Source organism: Pseudomonas sp. NPDC086112 (assembly GCF_044746425.1).
Taxonomy (GTDB): Bacteria; Pseudomonadota; Gammaproteobacteria; order Pseudomonadales; family Pseudomonadaceae; genus Aquipseudomonas.
Genome location: NZ_JBIVCD010000003.1, coordinates 204,699 through 223,107, shown reverse-complemented (window position 1 = coordinate 223,107; position 18,409 = coordinate 204,699). Strand labels below are relative to the sequence as shown.

At 61.5% G+C, this 18,409-nt stretch carries 12 protein-coding genes and 2 pseudogenes; 10 read left to right on the top strand and 4 right to left on the bottom strand.

Annotated features, from left to right (window positions below; all coding sequences use genetic code 11):
• Nucleotides 1-23: 23 nt before the first annotated feature.
• The 3 genes from ACIPLA_RS04175 to ACIPLA_RS04165 form a co-directional block, all read right to left on the bottom strand.
• On the bottom strand, nucleotides 24-533 hold the full coding sequence (locus ACIPLA_RS04175; RefSeq protein ID WP_218394702.1) for a GNAT family N-acetyltransferase: 510 nt from the start codon (nucleotides 531-533) through the stop codon (nucleotides 24-26).
• 726 nt (nucleotides 534-1,259) lie between these two features.
• Nucleotides 1,260-2,237, bottom strand: coding sequence for a LysR substrate-binding domain-containing protein (locus tag ACIPLA_RS04170; RefSeq protein WP_401171702.1), 978 nt, complete (start codon nucleotides 2,235-2,237; stop codon nucleotides 1,260-1,262).
• Between the two features lie 228 nt (nucleotides 2,238-2,465).
• Nucleotides 2,466-2,906: a carboxymuconolactone decarboxylase family protein gene (locus ACIPLA_RS04165; protein WP_218394700.1), complete on the bottom strand. Its 441-nt coding sequence runs from the start codon at nucleotides 2,904-2,906 to the stop codon at nucleotides 2,466-2,468.
• Between the two features lie 205 nt (nucleotides 2,907-3,111).
• Between ACIPLA_RS04165 and ACIPLA_RS04160 the strand changes: the two genes are divergently transcribed.
• The 3 genes and pseudogenes from ACIPLA_RS04160 to ACIPLA_RS04150 form a co-directional block, all read left to right on the top strand.
• A complete protein-coding gene (locus ACIPLA_RS04160) occupies nucleotides 3,112-4,545 on the top strand; it encodes a PLP-dependent aminotransferase family protein (protein ID WP_401171698.1) in 1,434 nt (477 codons plus the stop codon).
• Nucleotides 4,546-4,668: 123 nt separating this feature from the next.
• A complete protein-coding gene (locus ACIPLA_RS04155) occupies nucleotides 4,669-4,962 on the top strand; it encodes a putative quinol monooxygenase (protein WP_063343499.1) in 294 nt (97 codons plus the stop codon).
• A gap of 156 nt (nucleotides 4,963-5,118) precedes the next feature.
• Nucleotides 5,119-5,196: pseudogene (locus ACIPLA_RS04150) on the top strand (cupin domain-containing protein); the annotation flags it as partial.
• A gap of 200 nt (nucleotides 5,197-5,396) precedes the next feature.
• On the opposite strand, the pseudogene ACIPLA_RS04145 reads toward ACIPLA_RS04150, so the two are convergent.
• Nucleotides 5,397-10,190 (bottom strand): annotated as a pseudogene (locus tag ACIPLA_RS04145) (NAD-glutamate dehydrogenase domain-containing protein).
• A gap of 615 nt (nucleotides 10,191-10,805) precedes the next feature.
• On the opposite strand from ACIPLA_RS04145, the gene ACIPLA_RS04140 reads away from it, so the two are divergent.
• The 7 genes from ACIPLA_RS04140 (at nucleotide 10,806) to ACIPLA_RS04110 (ending at nucleotide 18,314) form a co-directional block, all read left to right on the top strand.
• Complete coding sequence (locus tag ACIPLA_RS04140; protein ID WP_218394697.1) at nucleotides 10,806-11,159, top strand: hypothetical protein; 354 nt, start codon at nucleotides 10,806-10,808, stop codon at nucleotides 11,157-11,159.
• Nucleotides 11,160-11,447: 288 nt separating this feature from the next.
• Entirely contained in the window at nucleotides 11,448-12,407 is a 960-nt protein-coding gene (locus ACIPLA_RS04135) for a MoxR family ATPase (RefSeq protein ID WP_008067939.1), read from the top strand.
• 5 nt (nucleotides 12,408-12,412) lie between these two features.
• Nucleotides 12,413-13,357, top strand: a complete 945-nt coding sequence (locus tag ACIPLA_RS04130; RefSeq protein WP_123494332.1) for a DUF58 domain-containing protein — start codon at nucleotides 12,413-12,415, stop codon at nucleotides 13,355-13,357.
• A complete protein-coding gene (locus ACIPLA_RS04125; protein ID WP_123494331.1) occupies nucleotides 13,354-13,848 on the top strand; it encodes a DUF4381 domain-containing protein in 495 nt (164 codons plus the stop codon). Before ACIPLA_RS04130 ends, ACIPLA_RS04125 begins: the two co-directional genes overlap by 4 nt.
• Complete coding sequence (locus ACIPLA_RS04120; protein WP_401171692.1) at nucleotides 13,841-14,935, top strand: vWA domain-containing protein; 1,095 nt, start codon at nucleotides 13,841-13,843, stop codon at nucleotides 14,933-14,935. The genes ACIPLA_RS04125 and ACIPLA_RS04120 overlap by 8 nt, the downstream gene beginning before the upstream one ends.
• A complete protein-coding gene (locus ACIPLA_RS04115) occupies nucleotides 14,932-16,668 on the top strand; it encodes a tetratricopeptide repeat protein (protein WP_401171689.1) in 1,737 nt (578 codons plus the stop codon). The genes ACIPLA_RS04120 and ACIPLA_RS04115 overlap by 4 nt, the downstream gene beginning before the upstream one ends.
• On the top strand, nucleotides 16,665-18,314 hold the full coding sequence (locus ACIPLA_RS04110; protein ID WP_401171686.1) for a BatD family protein: 1,650 nt from the start codon (nucleotides 16,665-16,667) through the stop codon (nucleotides 18,312-18,314). The genes ACIPLA_RS04115 and ACIPLA_RS04110 overlap by 4 nt, the downstream gene beginning before the upstream one ends.
• Nucleotides 18,315-18,409: the final 95 nt, after the last annotated feature.

Sequence of the window (18,409 nt, the reverse complement as noted above, 5' to 3'; positions counted from 1 at the left end):
TTTTCGTCGCTCAATTTTTTTGCTTACCGGCGACGCAGGCGCGCCATGCTCAGGGTATCGACCAGCCGACCGTCACGCACGGCGTAATCGCGGAACAGGCCTTCGGTCTCGAAACCGAATTTCTGGTACAGGCCGATGGCCGCTTCGTTGTCGGCGTACACCGAAAGTTCTACCCGTTGCAGGTTCATCCAGTTGTCGGCGACGTCCAGCGCTGCTGCCAGCAATTTCGAACCGACACCCTTGCCCTGCCACGCCACGGCGACACCCATGCCAAAGCTACCGGCGTGGCTGCGGCGGATCCGCGAAAACTGTTCCAGGCCAATGTTGCCGATGACCGATCCCTGGTGCAGCGCCACCAGTTTCACCGCCCGCTCGTTGTCCGCCATCAGGCGTTGGCGCCAGACCTCGGTGGACTGAAAAGGCATTTGCAGCACCTGCCGGGCCACGGCGGGGTCGTTGTAGAGCGCGGTGATGCCCTCGATGTGGGATTCGCTGAAGCGTTCGAGGTGAATGGCGGGGTCGTGGTCGGGCATGGCGGTGTTCGTCCTTGATCGGTGTGTGACCGGTCACTCTAAACCGCGATCCCCATGAGTGGCGAGATCAAAATGTGGGAGCGGCAGATTCGGGCGCGGGCCTGACGAAAGCAAAGTCAAAAAGATCGCAGCCTTCGGCAGCTCCTACATTGATCGTGTGTACCCGTCATTCAGCGGGTGTACCCAATCTCTGTAGGAGCTGCCGAAGGCTGCGATCTTTTGCTCTTGATGGCAGGCTGTGGCGGTGTTTTGTGTCCCTTGCCGGTTGCCGAGATGCGTGCTGCATGCAGAGCGGCATGGCTAGACCGTTGACGCGACAACCACCTGCTAGAGTAAAAAGCATACCCATCGACTATCCAGCACCGGAGTTGCGCACCGCCACCTGGACGTTCGACTAGAGAAACGACGTTATTCGCCGGACTGAATGTCACCTTCGGAAATGAGGGAATTTTTATGAAAGGTTTGCTTCGCGCCGCAGGACTCAGCCTGATGGCGTTTTTCGCAAGTTGTGGTGTTGGTGCTCAGACAGTGCACAGTCATGCTGCGCCGCCTGCCTTCACCGCCACACCGGCCGATATCCAAGCGGATAGCCAAAGAAATTGATCGTTCCCATGTTCCACGGAGGCATGGGGACGGGCTTGCTCGCGAAGGCGGTGTGTCAGTCGACATCAATGTTGCCTGACACACCGCCTTCGCGAGCAAGCCCGCTCCCACATTAGTTAGTCGTCAACTTTCGAACCACTCCCGCCGCTCGTTGAAGGTGTTGTGGATCAGCTCGACGATCCCCTGCACCTCGCTCTCATTCCGGGACTCGGCATTGACCGCCATCCACACCTGGCGCTGCATCGGTTGCTTGAAGAGCCCGGGCAACGCCACCAGCCCCCGGTCGAATTGGCTCATGTAGTGCGGCAATAAACCGATGCAGGCACTGCAGCGGATCATCTCCAGCATCAGCTCATAGGCATGCAGTTGCACCACCCCCGCCAGGCGCTGCTCCACCAGACTGTTCCACGGCCCAAAAGCGCTGACGTGGCGGTCGTGCTGCCATTGCACCAGCATGAAATCGGCCAGGTCACCCAGGCTGTCCGGCCGCGCCGCGACCCTTGAATACCGTTTGGCGATGTGCGGCAGATAGTCCAGCCGTGCCAGACGCCGGGGTTCGCTGATGGCGAAACTGGGGCCTGGCAACGGCGAATCGGTGCCCGCTAGCCATACCACCACATCGGCGCTGATCGCTCGCAGCGACAGTTCGCTGTCCACGGAAATGATGTCCAGACGCACACTGGCGTTGCGCCGCAGCAGCGAGACCAGATCACGACCGAGGATGTCGTGCAGGATCGACTCGGCGACGGCCAGGCGAATCAAGGGCTGCTCGATCACGGGCAAGTCGCGTTCACGGGCCAGGGCAATCAACTGCGCCTGAAGCTGCAAGCCGTCACGACTGAGGGCAAAGCCATTGCCCGAATGGCTGAACAGCGAACGCCGCAGTTGCGCTTCAAGTTGTGCCAGTTGTTTACGCAATTGGGTCGATTTGATGTTGAGGCTGCGGGCCGCTTGCATGAAACAACCGCAACGGGCGCAGACCCGGAAAGACTGCACCAGCACCGGATCGATTCCGGCCAGTGAGTGCAAGGATTGGTTTTGTTCTACGGGCCAACGGTACTCGGTCACACCCTGACGATCAGTGGGTTCCATGAATGACATCGATGACTCCCTGTCGATCTGTCCTTGAGCGTTTTATCCTGCTGACTGTTTATGAACTTGATGTGACGGCCGGGCAAAAACCGGATCAAATCGCCTGATGTCGGCCAGTCACGGTACGGAACCTGTGGGAGCGGGCTTGCTCGCGAAAGCGGTGTGTCAGGCGACATCAATGTGGACTGTGCCGCCGTCTTCGCGAGCAAGCCCGCTCCCACAGGGTTTGCGCTTGAATTAACCGCTAGGCGTTTGCCGGAAGCTCACCGCCAGGCGGTTCCAGCTGTTGATGGTGCTGACAGCCATGGTCAGCTCGACCAGTTCACCTTCGCTGAACTGCTCCCGGGCCTGAGCGTAAACGTCGTCCGGCACGTGGCTTTGCGAAAGCAGGGTCACCGCTTCGGTCCAGGCCAGGGCAGCTCGCTCCCGAGGATTGAAGAAATTGCTGTCGCGCCAGACCACGATCGCGTAAAGCCGACGATCGCTCTCACCGAAGCGGCGCGCGTCCACCGAGTGCATGTCGGTGCAGAAGGCGCAGCCATTGAGCTGCGAGGCGCGGATTTTGATCAGGTTCAGCAAGGCCGGTTCGATGCTCAGATCGCGGGTCAAGGCCTCCATGGCGATCATGGCTTTCATCGCTTTGGGCGATGCGCTGTAGTAATCCAGACGGGAGTTCATGGGGCGACCTCGTGGATCGGATAGGTGACTCCAAGGTAGAGGCTGATCCGCGGGCGTCACAGGTCCAATTCGTCGAAAAAACCATGGACCGCCCGGCAGCAGGCCAATCGCAGGTTTTTCGCCCACGCAACTTCTGCGCAGCCGTTCATACGGGTAATCTGGCGCGACGCACAGTCGCTTCAACCGCCCCAGGAGCCCCGCCGGTATGGAACTTCATGTTGTCATCAACGGCCGCAAGGACCTGGCAGGCCAGTTGTACCGGCAACTGCGCGACGCCATTGAATCCGGTCGCCTGACAGCCGGGACGCAACTGCCGCCCAGCCGGTTGCTGGCCGAACAACTGGGGATCTCGCGCAAGACCATTTCCGACACGTATGCGCAACTGACCTATGAGAACTTCCTCACCGGGGTGATCGGCAAAGGCACTTACGTCAATGCCCGGGCCGCGAAAATCGTCCACAAGCAAAGCCACTCGGAGCTGGCGAGCTTTGATGTCATCGAACGCTGGCGCAACCTGCCGACGTTCTTGCGCCACCCGACGCTGGAAGGCTCGCTGCGTTACGAGTTCATCGGCGGCGCCACCAGCAAGGGCCAGTTTCCGCAGGACGATTGGCGCCGCTGCACTTCCCATGCCTTGCGCCAGATGGCCGGTTCCAAAGGTTTCTATAGCCTGCCCGAAGGCCTGCCGGCGCTGCGCAATGCCATCGCACGGCACATTGCGTTTTCACGTGGGGTCAATTGTCAGGACGAAGACGTGGTGGTGTGCAACGGCGCGCAACAGGCGCTGGACCTGATTTCCCGGGTCCTGACCCAACCGGGCAGCCTCGTCGCCATGGAAGACCCCGGCTACCCGCCAGCGCGTCTGTTGTTCGCAAGCCATGGCGCAACGGTGATCGGCGTGCCGGTGGATGCGCAAGGCATTCAGGTCGAGCACATTCCCGATGGCACCCGGCTGATTTACGTCACCCCGTCCCACCAGTTCCCTTTGGGCATGCCCATGAGCCAGGCCCGGCGCGAAGCCCTGCTCGCAAGGGCCTATGAGCTGGGGGCGATCATTATCGAAGACGATTACGACAGCGAATTCCGCTACGAAGGCCGGCCCACCGACTCGCTGCAAAGCCTGGATGAGCGTGGCATCGTCGCCTACGTCGGCACTTTTTCGAAGACCTTGCTGCCGGAGCTGCGGCTCGGGTACGCGATATTGCCGCCGGCGATTCTCGAAGCGGTGATCCGCGCCAAGCAGCTCACCGACCTGCATACCTCCACCCTGCCGCAATGGGCGCTCGCCAAATTCATCGCCGAGGGCTGTCTGCTCAAGCACATCAGGCGCTGCCATACGATTTACGCCGGGCGTCGTGAACGGATCCTGGCGCGCATGGCCGGCGACCTTTCGCCGTGGTTTGAAGCGGTGCCAACCACGGCCGGGTTCCACATGGCGGTGCTGTGCAAGGTGCCTGTCGATATGCCATTGGTGATCGAACTGGCAAAAAAAGTCGAAGTGGGGCTCTATGCACTGGACAGCTTTTTTTACCAGCAAGCGCCGCGGGCCGGGCTTTTCCTGGGGTTCGGCGCGATCGAAACCCTGGACATCGACATCGCCCTGGACCGGTTAAGGGACATTTTGCAGCAGCACGGCTGAGGGATTGGTCTGCGGCTTTATCCGGTGATTGGCTATTGGCGGTCTGGGGGTGCAGGCCTATCCTGATTGGGCGTTATCCCTCAATGAGCAGGATTCGTCCGGCCTGATTCAGGAGTGTGAGCAATGTCCAACGAAGTGATTACCACCGTAAAGGTGCAGGCGGCCGCCGGCCGCTCGGACGAACTGGGTAAGCAACTGCAAAAGATTGTCGACACCCTGCGCGAACTTCCGGGCTGTGACTCCTATATGGTCGACCGCTGCCCCGAGGACGACACCCGCTGGACAGTCAGCGCCCGCTGGCAATCGGAAGCGGCCATGCAATCGCATTTCAACTGCCCCGAAGTGCAAGGCTTTATCGGCCTGATCGACAGCCGACTGGCCAATGCCGTCGACTTCAACAGCTTTCCAATCGTTTAAAAGCAAGATCAAAAGATCGCGGCGTTCCGCAGCTCCTACAGAAATAGTGTCCGCCCGATGTTTCAAGGGTGTACGCGATTCCAATGTGAGCTGCCGAAGGCTGCGATCTTTTGATCTTAACGTTCTTGATTGCCCCTCACCTTCCCGAAAATTGGCGCCACCCAACCCGCCAAGCTGTTGGTGTTCATGGTGTTGGCCCCGGATGAGAAAGTGTTGATTCCTTTGGAGAACTGATCGCCGAGGCGATGCTGATGGCCTCTTCGCGGGCAAGCCTCGCTCCTACAGGGATTGCGGGTGCCCACAAAACCGGCGTTCAACACAAAACCTGTAGGAGCGAGGCTTGCCCGCGAAGAGGCCCGACCAGACACAACAAAACCTTCAGACAAAAAAAAGCCCCATCTCTTTCGAGACAGGGCTTTTTCATTCAACGCTTATCAGGCAGCCGGTTCCAGCTCGGTGCTGACAGCGACAGCCGCAGTGGCAGGCACCACCGCTTGACCGCTCAACGCCAGGTCCAGCAGTTCGCGGTTGGCCACCGCGTACATGGCGTAGTCGGTGCCGCTGGCGGCACGGATTTCCACCAGCATGGCGCGCCAGCGTTCGATCATGCCTTCGTGCTCTTCCATCCACAGCGCCAGGCGTGTTTCCACGTCCTGGGTGCCGTCGCCCTGTTGCAGGACAGAGATGGTGATCGCACGTTGCTGCCAGTCGACGTCATCACGGAACGCTTCACGGGCCAGGGCCTGCCAGTTGTTTTCAACCGGCAGAGCACTGATCTGTTGCAGGTACCAGGTGATGTCCAGCGCACTGCCCACGGCGAAGTAGGCCTTGGCCACGTCAGCTGCGTTCTGGCCGGTCACATCCGAAGCTTCGATGATCGGCAGCAAGGTGTACAGGTGAGTGGTGCCTGCAACCATGCGCGCCAGCAACTCAGGCACGCCAGCAGCGACGTAAGCCTGGTAGCGGGTTTGCCAGCCTTCGCGGGTCGGGCCTTCCAGCAGTTCGTCGAGCTTGAGGCCCAACGCCGCCAGGTGCGGACCGAAGTGCGCGACGTCACGGGCAGCGTTCTGCTCGTTGCGACGGCTGCGCAGGAACCAGCGCGTAGCGCGGCGACCCAGGCGCATCAGCTCGTCCATCAGCTCCAGTTGTACGTCGGCCGACACCTGATAATCCAGGGCTTCTATCTGCCGGAACCAGTGCGGGAGGTGGAAGATATCCCGAACTATTACATAGGCCCCCGCAACATTCGCCGGGCTCATGCCGGTCGACTCTTTGAGTCGTTGAACGAAGGTGATGCCCATGTGGTTCACCAGATCGTTGGCGATCTGGGTGCTGACGATTTCACGCTTCAGACGGTGACGGCGCATGGCCGCGGAGAACTTGCTCACCAGCGTCGGTGGGAAAGCGGTTTCCATGTCGCGGGTCAGGTAGTCGTCGTCCGGCACCAAGGAGTTGAGCAGCGCTTCCTTGAGGTCGATCTTGCTGTAGGAGATCAGCACCGACAGCTCGGCACGGGTCAGGCCATGACCTTCCGCGAGGCGTTCGTTGATCGCTTCTTCAGCCGGCAGGAACTCGATGGCGCGATCCAGCTTGCCGCGGCCTTCCAGATCGTTCATCAGACGTTTGTATTCGGCAATCCGCACGAAGGCACGACGTGCCGCCAGGGACAGGGCCTGAGTCTGCTTGTAGTTGTTACCAAGCACCAGGTTGCCGACTTCGTCGGTCATGCTCGCCAGCAACTGGTTACGTTGCTTGTCGGTCATGTCACCGGCGTGCACGACTTCGTTCAGCAGGATCTTGATGTTCACTTCGTGGTCGGAGCAGTCCACACCACCGGCGTTGTCGATGAAGTCGGTGTTGGAACCGCCGCCATTGAGGCCGAATTCGACACGACCCAGCTGAGTCATACCGAGGTTACCGCCCTCGCCCACGACTTTGCAGCGCAGTTCGTTGCCGTTCACGCGCAGTGCATCGTTGGCCTTGTCGCCGACATCGGCGTGGCTTTCGGTGCTGGCTTTCACGTAGGTGCCGATACCGCCGTTCCACAACAGGTCTACCGGTGCCTTGAGCAAGGCATTGAGCAGTTCGGTCGGGGTCAGCTTGTCAGCCTGAATGTCGAAGCGCTCTTTCATCTGCGGGGAAATCGCGATGCTTTTCGCGCTGCGCGAGAAGATCCCGCCGCCTTCGGACATGATGCTGGTGTCGTAGTCCGACCACGCCGAACGCGGCAAGTCGAACAGACGCTGACGCTCGGCGAAGCTGTTGGCAGGCTCCGGGTTCGGGTCAATGAAGATGTGCAAGTGGTTGAACGCAGCGACCAGTTGCAGCTTGTCGGACATCAGCAAGCCGTTACCGAACACGTCACCGGCCATGTCGCCGACGCCCACCACAGTGATGCTGTCTTCCTGAACATTGATGCCGCGCTCACGGAAGTGGCGTTGTACGCCGACCCACGCGCCCTTGGCGGTAATGCCCATTTTCTTGTGGTCGTAACCAGCCGAGCCACCGGACGCAAAGGCGTCGCCGAGCCAGAAGCCGTAGTCGATGGCGATGCCGTTGGCGATGTCGGAGAAGGTCGCAGTGCCCTTGTCTGCCGCCACTACCAGGTACGGGTCATCGTCGTCATGACGCACGACGTTGGCCGGCGGTACCAGCGCGCCGTCTTTCAGGTTGTCGGTGATGTCCATCAGGCCCGAGATGAAGATGCGGTAGCAGGCGATGCCCTCGGCCGCGATCTCGTCACGGCTGCCGCCCAGTGGCAGGCGACGCGAAGGAAGCCGCCCTTCGCACCCACCGGCACGATGACCGAGTTCTTCACTTGCTGGGCTTTTACCAGGCCCAGGACTTCGGTGCGGAAGTCTTCTTCACGGTCGGACCAGCGCAGACCACCGCGAGCAACGTTGCCGAAGCGCAGGTGCACACCTTCGACGCGAGGCGAGTAAACGAAGATTTCGAACTTCGGAACCGGCTTGGGCAGCTCTGGAATCTGGTGCGGGTTGAACTTGAAGCTGAAGTAGGACTTGTTCTGACCGTGGGCATCGGTCTGGTAGAAGTTGGTCCGCAGGGTCGCTTTGATCAGGTCCAGGTAACGACGCAGGATGCGGTCTTCGTTCAGCACCTGAACATCGTCCAGTGCTACCAGAATCGCGTGTTCCAGGCGTTGCTGCTTGTCTTCCAGATCGTCGCTGGCAAGCTTGCGCGCCAGGTAGAAACGGGTCTTGAACAACCGGGTCAACTCGCGAGCGATGTCGGTGTGGTTGTTCAGGGTGCTGGCGATGTAACCCAGGTCGAAGCCCAGACGGATCTGCTTCATGTAACGAGCGTAGGCACGCAGCAGCGCCACATCGCGCCATGGCAGGCCGGCGGTCAGCACCAGGCGGTTGAAGGCATCGTTCTCGGCATCGCCACGCACGATGTGGACGAAAGCGTCCTGCAAGGTGTCGTTGAGTTGCTGGATGTCGAGTTCCAGGCCTTCGGCGGCGGTGAACGCGAAGTCGTGAATCCAGAATTCGCGGCCGCTGTTGTGGCGCAGGCGATACGGGAACTCACCCAGCACGCGCAGGCCGAGGTTTTCCAGGATCGGCAACACGTCGGACAACGCCAGCGGGGTGTCGGCGTGATACAGCTTGCAGTGCAGCATGCGCTGACCGGAGACCTGGGCCAGCGGCTGATAGAAGCTCATGACCAGCGGATTTTTTTCGCTCAGGCTCAGCAGGTGCTGCATGTCGACCACAGCCGAGTGGGCGGCGAAACGCTCGCGGTAACCGGCCGGGAAGCCTTTCGGGAAGTCGGCCAGCACGTTGGTGCCCTGGGCTTCGCCGAAGCTCTCGACCACCAGGCTCGCGTAGTCGTCCTGCCAGCTGCGGCAGGCCTGTACCACTTCTTTTTCCAGCAGAACCGGGTCGATGTCCAGACGGTTCTTCGGATCGACCCGCAGAATCAGTTGCACACGGGCCAGCACAGACTCGGAGAAGAAGGTCCAGAACTCGCAGTCCGAGGCTTTCAGGCGATCCATCAGCACTTGCTGGATCTTCTGCCGCACTTCGGTGGAGTAGATGTCGCGCGGCACGTAGGCCAGGCAGTAGCAGAAACGGCCGTACGGGTCTTTGCGCAGGAACACACGGATCTTGTTGCGTTCCTGGATCTGTACGATCGACATCACGGTGGTGAACAGCTCGTCCACCGGGGTCTGGAACAAGTCATCGCGGGGCAGTACTTCGAGTACCTGGGCCAGTTCCTTGCCCAAGTGAGCCTTGGCCTGGAAACCCGAACGCTGTTCGATGATCTCGACCTTGCGACGGATGTAAGGAATGACCCGCACGCTTTCGCCATACACCGACGAGGTGTACAGGCCCATGAAGCGGCATTCCTTGACGACCTTGCCATCGGCATCGATCTGGCGGATCGATACGTAATCCGGGTAAGCCGGACGGTGGACACGGCTTGGGTGCGCAGCCTTGGCGAACGACAGCGGCGTCGGTTCGCGCAGGTAGTTGACGGCGTAGTCTTCGATGCGCAGGTCGTCGACGGTCAGGCCGGCGCGCAGCAGTTTGGTCAGGCCGAGGAACGAGTTCTGGTCATATTCGATGTGACCGCCGTTCTGATCCTCGCCCACCACGAATTCTTCGTAGCCCAGGAAAGTGAAGTGGTTGCCCACCAGCCATTCCAGGAAGCTCTTGATTTCGGACTTTTCGTCGGCGTCGATGATGAATTGGCTGTTGTCGATGCCTTCGATCAGCTCCTGGACCTTGGCTTTCATCGGTTCGAAATCGGCGACCGCGACGCGGACTTCACCGAGAACCTGCTCCAGCTCTTTGGTCAGGACGTTCAGTTCGGCCGTGTTGGCGCAACGGTCGATTTCCAGGTACATCAGCGATTCTTGCAGAATGCCTTCGCCCTGGGTGCCTTTGGGCAGGATTTCCAGCAGCTCGCCCTTGCTGCCGCGACGCACGCTCAGCACAGTGGTTTGCAGGGTATGAATGCTGTAGCCGCGACGGTTCAGCTCGGTGCGCACCGAGTCCACCAGGAATGGCAGGTCGTGGTGCAGCACTTCGACCGCGGTGTGGGTCGACTGCCAGCCGTGGCGTTCGTAATCGGGGTTGTAGACGCGCACTTGCGGATGCGCGTGATCGAAGCGCTCAAGCAGGCGCCACGCAGAAAGGGTGCAGCCGGCGAGGTCGGACAACCGACGCTGGGTCAGCTCGTCCAGGGAAATGATGCCGAAGAATTGTTCAGCGAACAGCGCCACTTGTGGCAGTGCCTGTTCACTGATGTGCTGCGCCAGTGCCGCTTGCAGTTGGTGCTGGAAGTCGGCTTTGCTGGCTGCGGTGAAGAACGCCATCTGTGGTACTCCGCTTGGGCTTGTTATTGATGGAAGCGTCGCGTGCAAACCCCTTTCGGGGCAATCCGTCACCCTGTTCCTGATTCTCGGGCAGAGGAAACAGGATGACAGGTGGATGAAGCTGGACGAGACACTCAGGTCACATTCACCTTCCAAGAATGGGCATCTGCAAAAACGACTGCCAAGGCAACAGGCAATGCCTTTACGGGTGCTCATCCGTTGCGCAGCTTAACGACTGCGGCAAGGGCCATGCTTGCAGCGCTGCGACATATTCGGTCAACGGTACGCAGCGTGCGGCAGGTGCCTCGAACAACATTAGCAGCCGTGTAGCAAAACGGGCACTTTATGCCCGGTTTTACGGCACCTGCGTGCCAAAAATGACCAGCAACACCCCGAATGTTCACGACACATCTTCTGACACTCAGCCGAGCAGAAATTCCCCAGGGCTGGCAGAATTGCTTTTTGTAACGTTCACCACGCTCGCCGAGCCAGGATTTTCCCCATGCAAATGACAACTGACCTCTTGATCGTCAACCCGTGCGACGAAGAAGAAGACAACTTGGCCATGCTCTGCTGCACCAGCGCCGAGGGCGAAATGTTCCTGATGAGCCGCTTTCCGGACGAGGATGAGCTAGAGATCATCTTCCACGACAAGCCTTCGGCCCTCAACGGAGTGAAAGTCACCCTCAGCCCTGACCGCCTGCTGATCGAAATCGCCGCCGCGGACGCCGATGTGCTCGATGGCGAAGATTCGCTGGAAATCCTGCACAGCACCGATGCGCAGGACCTGGCTGAGGTGGAAGAAACCTTGCAGAACATCCTCAAGGGGGCTGGTACTTACATCAGTGAGCTCTGATGGTGTTTGAGCAGGTGCCTTCGCGGGCAAGCCTCGCTCCTACAGGTTTTGCGTAAGACACAATATCGCGGCGCCTCGGTTCCTGTAGGAGCGAGGCTTGCCCGCGAAGGCGTCCAAAAGAACACCGCAATACCCACCCCCTACAAAATTCCAACAATTTTGCCCATCAATTCCCGCACTTTGCACAAAATGCCGTTAGTCGCCGCCCCCCGCGATGGATTAAAGTAACGCCCCCAGCCCTGGCGTTATTCGAACGTCTTCGGTCACCCTTTCCAGGAACAGTCATCGATGGAACATCGTGAAGCGCTGCTCGCGCTGCGAACCTTTCTTTCAACGCAGATTCTCGGCCAGGAAAAACTCATCGAGCGCTTGCTCATCGCCTTGCTCGCCGACGGCCACATGCTGGTCGAGGGCGCCCCGGGGCTGGCCAAGACCAAAGCCATCAAAGAGCTCGCCGAAGGCATCGAAGCACAGTTCCATCGCATCCAGTTCACCCCCGACCTGCTGCCAGCCGACATCACCGGCACGGAAATCTATCGCCCGGAAACCGGCAGTTTCGTATTCCAGCAAGGCCCGATCTTCCACAATCTGGTGTTGGCGGACGAAATCAACCGTGCCCCGGCCAAGGTTCAGTCGGCCCTGCTTGAAGCCATGGGCGAACGCCAGGTCAGCGTCGGGCGCAGCACCTACGACCTGTCGCCGCTGTTTCTGGTCATGGCCACGCAAAACCCCATCGAGCAGGAAGGCACCTACCCGCTGCCCGAAGCCCAGCTCGACCGTTTCCTGATGCACGTGAAAATCGGCTTCCCTGATGCCACCGTCGAGCGCCGGATTCTGCAACAGGCCCGCGGTGAAGCGCTGCACGGCGAAACCAAACCCGAGCGCCGGGTCAGCCAGCAGGCGATTTTCGCCGCGCGCAAGGAAATCCTCGGGTTGTACATGGCCGACGCCGTGGAGGAATACCTGGTGCAACTGGTCATGGCCACGCGCATCCCCGCCAAGTTCGACCCGGAAATGGCCGAATGGATCGCCTATGGCGCCAGTCCGCGCGGCTCCATCGCCCTGGACCGTTGCGCCCGGGCCCACGCCTGGCTGGCCGGTCGCGATTTCGTCAGCCCGGAAGACATTCAGGCGGTGCTGTTCGATGTGTTGCGCCACCGCATCATTCTTTCCTTTGAAGCCGAAGCCGCTGGCATCGACCAGGACCGGGTGGTCCAGCGGATTCTCGACGTCGTAGCCGTCGCTTGACCCCGATGAACGCCCTCCTGCCGCCCGAGCCGGGCATCCGTGTCAGCCTTTCCGAGCTGATCCAGATGCGTCATCGCGTGCGCGAAGTGCAGTTGTTTTCCACGCCGAGCCAGCGCAGCCCGCTGATCGGCCTGCACCATTCCAAACTGCGCGGGCGCGGGGTGGACTTCGATCAGGTGCGGGTGTATCAGGCCGGCGATGACGTGCGGAGCATCGACTGGCGCGTCACCGCCCGGACCCAGGAGCCTCACACCAAGCTGTTCCATGAAGAGCGCGAGCGACCGATTTTCATCATGGTCGAACAGAGCCGCCGGCTGTTTTTCGGCTCCGGACTGATGTTCAAATCAGTGCTGGCCGCCCAGGCGGCGAGCCTGATTGGCTGGGCCGCGCTGGGCCATAACGACCGGGTCGGCGGGCTGGTGTTCGGCGACGACGAGCACTACGAGATCAAACCGCGACGCAGCAAACAGAGCCTGCTGCAATTGCTCAACCGACTGGTGCGGGTCAATCAGTCGCTGCACACTGAACGCGAGCCGGACCGCGACGCTTTCGGCATTGCCCTGCGCCGCGCCCGGGAAGTGTTGCGTCCCGGGAGCCTGGTGATCGTGATCTGCGATGAACGCGCCTTGTCCGACGGTGCCGAGCAACAGTTGAGCCTGTTGTCACGCCATTGCGACCTGTTGCTGCTGCCCGTGTCCGATCCGCTGGATCACGCCCTGCCCGCTGCCGGGCTTTTACGCTTTGCGGAACGGGGCGCACAGCTGGAACTCGACACGTTGAATTTCGACTTGCGCCAGGCTTATCGCGCACAGGCTGAAGCGCGCATCGCCCGGTGGGAGCTGCTGGCGCAAAAGTTGCGGGTATTGCTGATGCCTTTGAGCACCCAGAGCGAAATGGTCGAGCAACTGCGCGAATACCTGAACCCGCAGCGTCCGGGAAAAAGTCGATGAGCAGCCTCGACCAACTGCAACCGCTGATTTCCCCGCCACCGATCGGCTTCTGGCCACCGGCACCAGGCTGGTGGCTGCTGCTGTTATTGCTGCCATTGATCGGTTTCGGCCTGTGGCAGTTGCGCCGTTTCATTGTGAACAAACGTCCTGTCGTGCGCGCCGAACAACCGCTGGACCCGGTGCGTCTCGCGGCCTTGGCCGAACTCGCCCTGATGCCCAAACCCTACGACGGCGCCCCGGCTGGCGCCTGGCTGCAGCAACTCAATGGCTTGCTCAAACGCCTGTGTCGCAACCATTACCCCTACAGCCAGAGCCACACCCTTAACGGGCGCAAGTGGCTGGCGTTCCTTGACAACCGCTGCCCGGCCGCCGGCCTTACGCGCTGGATGGTGCTGGTGGAAGGCGCCTACAAACCCGAATGCAAACTCGACGACAAGGCCATCGCTGGCCTGACTCAAGCGGTCGACACCTGGATTCGCAAACATGTTTGAGTTCGCCTGGCCGTGGATCTTCGCCCTGCTGCCACTGCCCTGGCTGATGCGGGTGCTGCTGCCGGTGGCCGACAGTGGCGAACCGGCGCTCAAGGTCAGCTTCCTCAACGAACTGGAAGGCCTCGCTCGCCGCCGCGCCCGGGCGAATCTGCCGGCGTGGCGCCAGCAAGCCCCATTCATTCTGCTATGGCTGTTATTGCTGATCGCTGCCGCACGCCCGCAATGGCTCGGCGAGCCCCTGCCGATTGCCGCCAGCGGCCGCGACTTGCTGGTAGCGGTGGACGTGTCCGGCTCCATGGATTTCCCCGACATGCAGTGGCAGGACGAAGACGTCAGCCGACTGACACTCGTGCAACATCTGCTCGGTGATTTTCTTGAAAGCCGCGACGGCGACCGGGTCGGCTTGATCCTGTTCGGCAGTCAGGCCTACCTTCAAGCGCCATTGACTTTCGACCGGCACACCGTGCGCGTGTGGCTCGACGAAGCGCGGATCGGTATCGCCGGCAAGAACACCGCCATCGGCGATGCCATCGGCCTGGCCCTCAAACGCCTGCGGCAACGCCCGGCACAAAGCCGCGTGCTGATTCTGGTCACCGACGGCGCCAACAATGGCGGCGAGATCGACCCGCTGACCGCCGCCCGACTGGCGGCCAACGAAGGGGTGAAAATCTACCCGATCGGTATCGGCGCCGACCCGGAACAAAGCGGCACCCTGGGATTCCTGGGCATTAACCCGAGCCTGGACCTCGACGAACCGGCCTTGAAAGCCATCGCCCAAGTCACCGGCGGCCAGTACTTCCGCGCCCACGACGGCGAGGAATTGCAGGCGATCAAGCGCACCCTCGACAAACTGGAACCGGTGACCCAGCAACCCACGCAGGCCCGCCCGGCCCAAGCGTTGTATCACTGGCCTTTGGCGATGGCGCTGCTGTTGAGCATGCTGCTGGTGATCCGCGAGCGCTGGCCGGACAATCCGTTGCAACGGCTGCTTACCAAGAAGCTGTTTAACAAAGAGCGGTTTCTGCAAACCCAACTGCCCGACTGGCGTCAGCGGCTTAAACGCCTGCGTCTGCGGAGGCGCCGATGATTGCGCTCTGGCCGCACTGGTTCCGCCCCTGGTGGCTGCTGTTGCTGCCGTTGCTGGGCTGGTTGCTCTGGCAACTCTGGCACCGGCAAAAACGCGCCGGGCGCTGGCAAATGATTCTGCCGCCGGCCTTCCATGCCGCGTTGCTCAGCGGTGGCAGCGGTCGCGAAAGCAAACTGCCATGGGTCGCCCTGGGCCTGGCCTGGGTGCTGACCGTGCTGGCCCTGCTGGGGCCGAGCTGGCAGCGCGTCGAACAAACCAGCCAGAAACCCGCCGACCCGCTGGTGGTGTTGCTTGAGCTGACCCCGGAAATGCTCGCCACCGACAGTGCGCCGAACAGGCTGGAACATGCCCGGCGCAAACTGTTCGACCTGCTGCAAAACCGCAGCGACGCGCAGACAGCAATCATCGTCTACGCCGGCAGCGCCCACACCTTGGTACCGCTGTCGGATGACCTGTCGACCAGCCGTAACCTGGTGGATGCACTCAAGCCGTCGCTGATGCCCCAAGCCGGTCATCGTGCCGATCTGGCGGTGGCCAAGGCCCTTGCGCTGCTGGATCAGGGCGCCCTCGGCCAGGGTCGGATCCTGCTGATCGGTTCGTCGCTGACGGAACAGGAGCGCCAAGGGATTCGTCAGGCGCTGGACGACAGGTCCACGCAATTTCTGATGCTCGGTATCGGCACCGCCGAAGGGGCGCCGGTCGCGCAGGATGACGGCAGTTTCCTCAAGGATGACCTGGGCGCCATTCTGGTGCCCCGCCTGGACGGCCCCAGCCTCAAAGCCTTCGCCAACGGCCTGGGCGGACGTTATCGCCAGGCGCGTCTGGACGATGCCGACCTGCGCGGCCTTGGCCTTCTCGATGGCCCACGGGATCTGCGCAACGAAGGCCAGACATTGCACCTCGACACCTGGGCCGATCAGGGCTATTGGCTGCTGCTGCCACTGTTATTGCTGGCCGCCTGTGCCGGGCGCCGCGGCTGGCTGTTCTGCCTGCCGCTGCTGTTCCTGCTGCCGCAACCGAGCTACGCCTTCGATTTCGAAGACTTGTGGCTGCGTCCCGATCAGCAAGGCCTGCATTTGCTCAAACAAAAACGCCCGGCCGAGGCCGCGCAGCATTTCGAAGATCCGCAGTGGCAAGGCGTGGCGCTCTATGAGGCCGGCGACTACAGTGGCGCCGCCCAGCGGTTTACCCAAGGCACCGATGCCCACGCCCACTACAATCGGGGTAACGCCCTGGCCAAAAGCGGTGAGCTGGAAGCGGCACTGGATGCTTACGATCAAGCGCTGGAACGTCAACCGGATCTGCGCCCGGCCCTGACCAACAAGGCACTGGTGGAAAGCCTGCTCAAGCAGAAAACCTCAGCGCCGCCCGTCGAGCCGGACAAAACCGCCGATGGCAAAACCGAAACCATCACCCAGGAACCGCCGCCGGGCAGCGCCACCCAACCCAGCAATGGCGAGCCGAAAACCGACGCTGAGCAAACCACCCCGGACGCCGGGCAGCCGCCCACGACGCCACCGCAACCGGGCGCCAATGAAGTCCCGGGCAGCGAGTTGGGCGATGAGCAAAGCACCACGCCACCGCGACGCCCGGCCAGCGACATGATTGAAGGCGAACAGCGCCAGGCGCTGGAGCAATGGCTGCGCAATATCCCGGATGACCCCGGCGAATTGCTCAGACGCAAATTCTGGTACGAACAGCAACAACATCAGGATCAGGAAAAAACTCGATGACCCGCTTCACCGCCTTCTTGCTCGCATTGTTGCCCGCCCTGTTGCTCTGCACCGTTCAGGCCCAGGCTGCGGAGCTGGTCGCCAGCGTCGATCGCAGCCGCCTGAATTCCGGCGAGACGGTCGAACTGACCCTGGAGACCAGCGACGTGACCCAGTTCGGTAAACCCGACCTGACCCCACTGGAGCCGCTGTTCGAAGTGCGCGGCACCCGCCAGGTCAACCAACTGAACACCCTCAATGGCGACACCCAGGCAACCACCCGCTGGATCATCACCCTGATGCCCCGGCAAAACGGCAGCGTGGTGATTCCATCGCTGCAACTGGGCGACGTTCAGAGCCAGCCGATTACCGTGCAGGTGATCGAGAGCGAAACCCAGGACAGCAGCAACACACTGGCGCCGGTGTTCATCGAGGCCAGCCTCGACCAGAACAGCGTCTATGTGCAGGCTCAGGCGATCCTGACCTTGCGCATCTACCATTCGGTGTCGCTGTACGACGACAGCAGCCTGACCCCGTTGCAGATTCCCGATGCACGCATCGAACAGCTGGGCGACTCGCGCACCTACGAAAAAGTCATCAACGGATTGCGCCATGGCGTGATCGAAATGCGTTACGCGATCTACCCGCAGCACAGCGGTGAATTGACCATTCCGGCGCAGATGTTCAGTGCCACGCCGGTCGATACCCGGCCATCCCAAGACGCAACACCTCAAGGGCCGAAACCGGGCAAGCAGATGCGCGTCAAATCCGCCGAGATCCCGCTGACGGTCAAGGCCAAACCCGACACGTATCCGGCCGATGTTCCCTGGCTGCCGGCCCGCAGCCTGAGCCTCGGCGAAAGCTGGAGCCCGGAACCGGATCATTTGCAGGTCGGCGACTCGCTGACCCGCAGCCTGACCCTGAACGCCGAAGGCCTCGCCAGTTCGCAACTGCCACCGTTGCCTGCCACCGAGATCAACGGCCTGCGGCGCTACCCGGATCAACCGGTGCTGGGCAACCAGAGCAACGAGCGTGGCTTGATCGGCAGTCGTGAGGACCGTGAAGCCCTGGTGCCGACCCGCACCGGCAACATTGACTTGCCCAGCGTTGAAGTGGTCTGGTGGAACACCTTCGAGGATCATCTGGAACACAGCAGCCTGCCGGCCCGCACGCTGCAAGTGGCGAGCAATCCGAGCCTGATCGTCGATACTCCGGCGGGCAGCCCGCAGGTGATGTCCGGAGCCAACAACGAAGCCCTCTGGTGGAAACTCAGCACCGTGATCCTGGCCTGCACCACCCTGCTGGGCTTCGGCCTCTGGTGGCGCGCCCGCTGGCAACCGGCGATCCTGCGGGCGGCGCAGACCGGCCCGAGCCCACGCACCCTGCTCGACGACCTCAAGCGCGCCTGCCAGGCCAACGACTCCCACGCCACCCGCCAGGCCCTCGACGCCTGGGCACGACAACAACCGGAAACCCTGGCCGACATGGCGGCGCGTTTTGTGCCGCTGTCCGATGCACTGGACGGCCTGAACGGCGCGCTGTACAGCGAAACCGGCCAGTACTGGCAGGGCGAAGATCTCTGGCGCGCGATTCGTGCGATCCCGACGGCCGAAGGGGTTCAAGACCTGCTTGGCGATACCGGGTTGCCGCCGTTGTATCCGAAATAGATCAAAAGATCGCAGCCTCCTGCCGAGGCACACCAATCCCCTGTAGGAGCGAGGCTTGCCCGCGAAGAACGATGACTCGATGCATCTGTTAGACC